Genomic DNA, 4,199 nt, shown 5'->3' with positions numbered 1-4,199 from the left:
AAGGCGGTCGCGAAGAAGACGGCTGACAAGAAGGCGACGGCCAAGAAGGCGGTAGCCAAGAAGTCGGTAGAAAAGACCGCGGCGAAGAAGCCCGCCGCCAAAGCGGCCGCGCCAAAGACGACCAGAGCGAAGGCGGCGACTGGCAAGGCCGCATCCGCGAAAAAGACCACGGCCAAATCCGCTGCGACGCAAAACGCCCGGGTCAAGGCCGGCGCCGCCAAGGGGCGCGCCGCCGCGAAGAAAGCGGCTCCCGCGCCAGAGGCGCCGGAGGCGGCTCCCAAGCCGCGCGCGGCGAAAAAAGCCGCCGCAAAATCGACGGCAAAGCCGACCGCGCGCAGCGCTGCGGCGTCGCGTCGCGTGACCAAGAAGGTCGAGACGGAAACGGTGGCCGCTCCGCCGCCCGTGGCGATCGAGAAGCCGAAGGCGAAGCGCGCGCCGCGTAAGCCGAAGGCCGAGGTCAATGCGGCGCCCGCGCCGGCGGAAGCGCCCAGCGCCGCCCCCGAAATCGTCGCGGAGGCGCCGGCGGCGACGCCCGGCGAGAGCTGAAAGCCTGACGACGCGTCCCGCCTGGCGACTTCATCCGAAGCGCGTCGGGCGGGGCGGTCTCAGTCCTGCCCCGGCAGGCATTTTTCGGCGAAGGAGCGCCAGGTCAGCCCGACGCTCTTGCCGGCCATTTTCAGGTCGCGCCAACGCTCGCCGCAAAGCCTCATGCGCTGCCGCGAGGCAGGCGGGAGATTATAGGGCTGCAATTTGGTCGGATCGACATCGATCGGCGCGCGCGCCGGTGGGGCGGCCTGCGCGGGCGCGGGCGTCTGAGGCGCCGCATTGTCCGGCGCCGGCTTCTGCGGCGGCGGGGCGGCGTCATTGGCGGGAGGCTTGACCGATTTGGCCGGCCGGCGCGGCGGTTCGGGCGTCGCGCACAGAGCGGAAGCGGTCAGGAAAGCGCCCGCAAGCAGGACGGCCGTCGCCATGCGAAAAAAAGATTCGAGACTGGAGTGAGGCGAGCGCCCGGCGCCGTTCGAACAGAAAAGGCTTCGCGAAAAGCGCCGCATCGACATCCCGGCGTTGACATCCTCGCGCGCGACGGAAAAAAGTTCGCCGCGCGGATTCTAAACTTCTTGCGCCGATGAGAAGGCGAACAATGGCGGAGACGGAGGGATTCGAACCCTCGATAGGGCTTTACAACCCTATAACGGTTTAGCAAACCGCCGCCTTCAGCCTCTCGGCCACGTCTCCCGCCGGCGCGGCGCGCGGCAGCCTTGCGACTGCAGCGAAGCGCGTGGCGCAGACATATGCCCGACCATGACGCGATTGGCAAGCGCTTCGAGGCTTTGCGCGGGCTTTTCCCCGGCGGCGCGAAGGAGATGGCGCGCCGGGCGCGGCGCGGCTAATTTGGCCGGGACGGAGCAGGAGGCGGAGACGGCGATGGGTCGGCCCGGCATGGGATGGATTGGGCTGGCGTCGGCTTGCGCGCTCTGGCTGGCGCTGATCCATTTCGAAACGCCCGCCTTTGAGGCGGGCCTGGCCGCGCGCGCCGGCGCTGTTCTGCGCGAGCGGCTGGGCGAAACCGCCTCGGCGCAGGCCAGCGGCCGCGACATTCGCCTCGACGGACGGGCCTTCGACGAAAGCGCGCGCGCCGACGCGCGCGAGGCGATCGCCGCTCTGCCCGGCGTGCGGCGCGTCGAGGATGCGCTGGGCGCGCCGCCGCCGCTGGCGCCCTTTCCCTGGCGTGCGGTCTGGGATGGCGCGGTTCTCACCCTTTCCGGCGGCGCGCCGTCTCCCGCCGGTCGCGCCGCTGTCCTCAATGCCGCGCGACAGGCCTTCGCGGGCGCGCGCATCGTCGATGACATGGTCTATGCCTCCGGCGCGCCGCCCGGCTTCGTCGAGCGGGCGGCCGGGGCGGTTCGACTGCTCGGCCGCCTGCGCAGCGGCGAGGCGCAGGCGCAGGACGGGCGTTGGCGGCTCTCGGGCCAGGCCGCGACCGAGGCCGACGGCGAGGCGCTGCGCGCCATAGCCGAGGCGGGCGGCCCGATCGCGGTCGAGATCGCCCCGTCCGCGCCGGCGCCGGCCTTCGCGGCGGAGCATGACGGCCGAACCCTGCGCCTGTCGGGCGCGGTCGGCGCCGAGGCGGATCATGTCGCGCTGCTGGCGTCAGCGCGCCAATTGTTTCCGGATGCGGCGGTGGTCGACAATTTGCGCGGTGGAGCTGGGGCGCCGACGCATTTCGGCGCCGAGGCCGCCTTCGCCTTGCGCGCGCTGGCGCAGTTGCAGAGCGGCAAGGTGGTGCTGAGCGATCATGCCGCGCGCCTCTCCGGCGTGGCGCGGCGTGGCCGGGACGCCGCCTCCCTGTCCGGCGCGCTCGATGCGCCGCCGGGGGCGACGCTCGACACGCGGGCGGTGAGCGCCGGCGAAAGCGCGCCCTATCTGTTGGAGGCAGACAAGGACGAGCGCGCGCTCGTCTTGACCGGATCGTGCGGAGACGACGCGATTTGCGCGCAGATTCGGGCCGCCGCCGCCAAGCGTTTCCCCAGTCTGGCGGTGCGGGATTCGATGCAGCCGGCGCCGGGCGCGCCGAAGGGATTTCTAGCGGCGGCGCTCGGCGGGCTGGAGCAGCTCGCGCGCCTGCGCGTCGGCCATTTCACCCTGCGCGATTCCAGCGCCGCTTTGCGCGGCGACGCCGTGCGCGCGGCGACCGCCGAAACCGTGAAAACGGCGCTGATCGCGGCCATGCCGGAGGGTTTTTCGGTTCAGGCGGCCGTCACCGGAGCCGAGCGCGACGTCGCCGCGCCTCCCGTTCCCCCCGAACCGCGCGCCGAGACGCCCCCGTCGCCGCCCGCCGCCGAGGATTGCAAGCCACGCCTCGCGGAGCGGGCGCGCGCCGCGACGATTCAGTTCGATTACGCCAGCGACGCGCTGCCCGCCGGCGCCGCCGCCGTTCTGACGGATATCGCGGCGGCGGCGGTCGCCTGCCCGCAGGCCGCGTTGGAAATAGCCGGCCATTCCGACGACGCCGGCAGCATAGCGAATAATTTCGACTGGTCCTGGCGGCGCGCCGAAGCGGTCGCGGCCTTTCTGCTCGCGGCCGGCGTCCCGCCCCAGCGCCTCCGGACCGAGGGCTTCGGCGAGACCGCGCCGGTGGCGCCGAACGACAGCGACGAACATCGGGCGAGAAATCGCCGGATCGAAATCCGCGTCAAGTGAGGACAGGCCGATGATCTTCCTCGCGCAAAGCCTCGCCCCCTGGATCGCCGCCGCGCTGGCGCTCGGGCTGGCCTTCGGCCTGATCGCGGCATGGCGTGGCGGCGATCTGTTCGGGCGCGGCGCGGGCTTCGTTCTGGCCGTGCTTTACGGCTGCGGCCTCGCGGCGGCGGCGCTGGAGCTCGCGCCGGGACAATATGGCTTCTGGCTCGAAGCCGGCCTGCTTGTGTTTGGCGCTTATGCGCTGGGCGGATGGTTCGGCGGGGCGCTGGCGCATCTGCTCCGCCCGTCCGCAAGGGCCGTCGATGCGGCGGGGCCGCCGCCCGAATGGCTTGCGGCGGCGAAAGATCTGGCGGGGCAAGCCGAGGCTTTTTCGGCGGTAGCGCCCTTGGCCGCCGCCGCCTTCGATGCGGCGGGCGACGCCCTCGCCACGATCGCGGCGCCGCGGTCCTGGCGAGAGGATGCCGGCGGGCGCGGCCTTTCCAACCTGGCGCCGGCCGCCGCGCCGGCGGATCGGGCTTCCGCTCGGGTTTCGGCCGCCGTCGAACCGCCACCGGAACTGGCCGCCGATGACCGAAACGATCTGGACTTGATTCACGGGCTCGATCCCGCCGCCGCGCGCGCCTTGCGCGGCCTCGGCCTGTCCGGCCTGACTGATTTGGCGCAGGCCGACGCGCGGCGCGAGCGTGAAATCGCCGAGCGGCTTGGGCGCGGCGGCGCCGTCGTCGCCTATTGGACGGCGCAGGCGCGCCTGCTGGCTCACGGCGTCGAGACGGAATTTTCTCGCGAGCGGTTGGCGCGCGCCGGGGCGAGCCCGGCGGCTTTCGAAGAGCCTGCGCTTGACGATGGCGCCGCTCTGGCCTTGAGCGCGGGCTTGCCGCAAGCCGCGCCGCGCGGCGCCCATGACTCGCTTTATCCGGGCGAACGGCCGTTCGGCCTGCTGGCGCCGCCCGGCGGCGCGGCCGATGATTTGAGTCGGATCGCGGGGCTGGACGAGGCGA

Annotated in this window: 2 protein-coding genes, 1 tRNA gene and 2 pseudogenes; 3 read left to right on the top strand and 2 right to left on the bottom strand. The window is 72.4% G+C overall.

Annotated features, from left to right (window positions below; genetic code table 11):
• Positions 1 to 546, top strand: a pseudogene (locus ACE3S9_RS15810) (hypothetical protein); the annotation flags it as partial.
• 59 nt (positions 547 to 605) lie between these two features.
• Here the strand turns inward: ACE3S9_RS15810 and ACE3S9_RS15805 are convergent.
• Entirely contained in the window at positions 606 to 971 is a 366-nt protein-coding gene (locus ACE3S9_RS15805) for a hypothetical protein (RefSeq protein WP_374547437.1), read from the bottom strand.
• A 171-nt stretch (positions 972 to 1,142) separates the two neighbouring features.
• Positions 1,143 to 1,236, bottom strand: a tRNA-Ser gene (locus ACE3S9_RS15800).
• 189 nt (positions 1,237 to 1,425) lie between these two features.
• Here ACE3S9_RS15800 and ACE3S9_RS15795 point away from each other — a divergent pair.
• Positions 1,426 to 3,201: an OmpA family protein gene (locus ACE3S9_RS15795; RefSeq protein ID WP_374547436.1), complete on the top strand. Its 1,776-nt coding sequence runs from the start codon at positions 1,426 to 1,428 to the stop codon at positions 3,199 to 3,201.
• 10 nt (positions 3,202 to 3,211) lie between these two features.
• A pseudogene (locus tag ACE3S9_RS15790) lies at positions 3,212 to 4,199 on the top strand (hypothetical protein); the annotation flags it as partial.

Origin of the sequence: Rhodoblastus sp. (genome assembly GCF_041915505.1) — a bacterium.
In the GTDB taxonomy this organism is placed as follows: Bacteria; Pseudomonadota; Alphaproteobacteria; order Rhizobiales; family Beijerinckiaceae; genus Rhodoblastus.
Note: the sequence above shows the minus strand (reverse complement) of the source record. Positions and strands in the feature narration are given on the sequence as shown.

Bases quoted from the DNA above. Each gene is read 5' to 3' on its own strand.
- ACE3S9_RS15795 (WP_374547436.1), top strand. From the start codon at position 1,426: ATGGGTCGGCCCGGCATGGGATGGATTGGGCTGGCGTCGGCTTGCGCG.
- ACE3S9_RS15805 (WP_374547437.1), bottom strand. From the start codon at position 971: ATGGCGACGGCCGTCCTGCTTGCGGGCGCTTTCCTGACCGCTTCCGCT.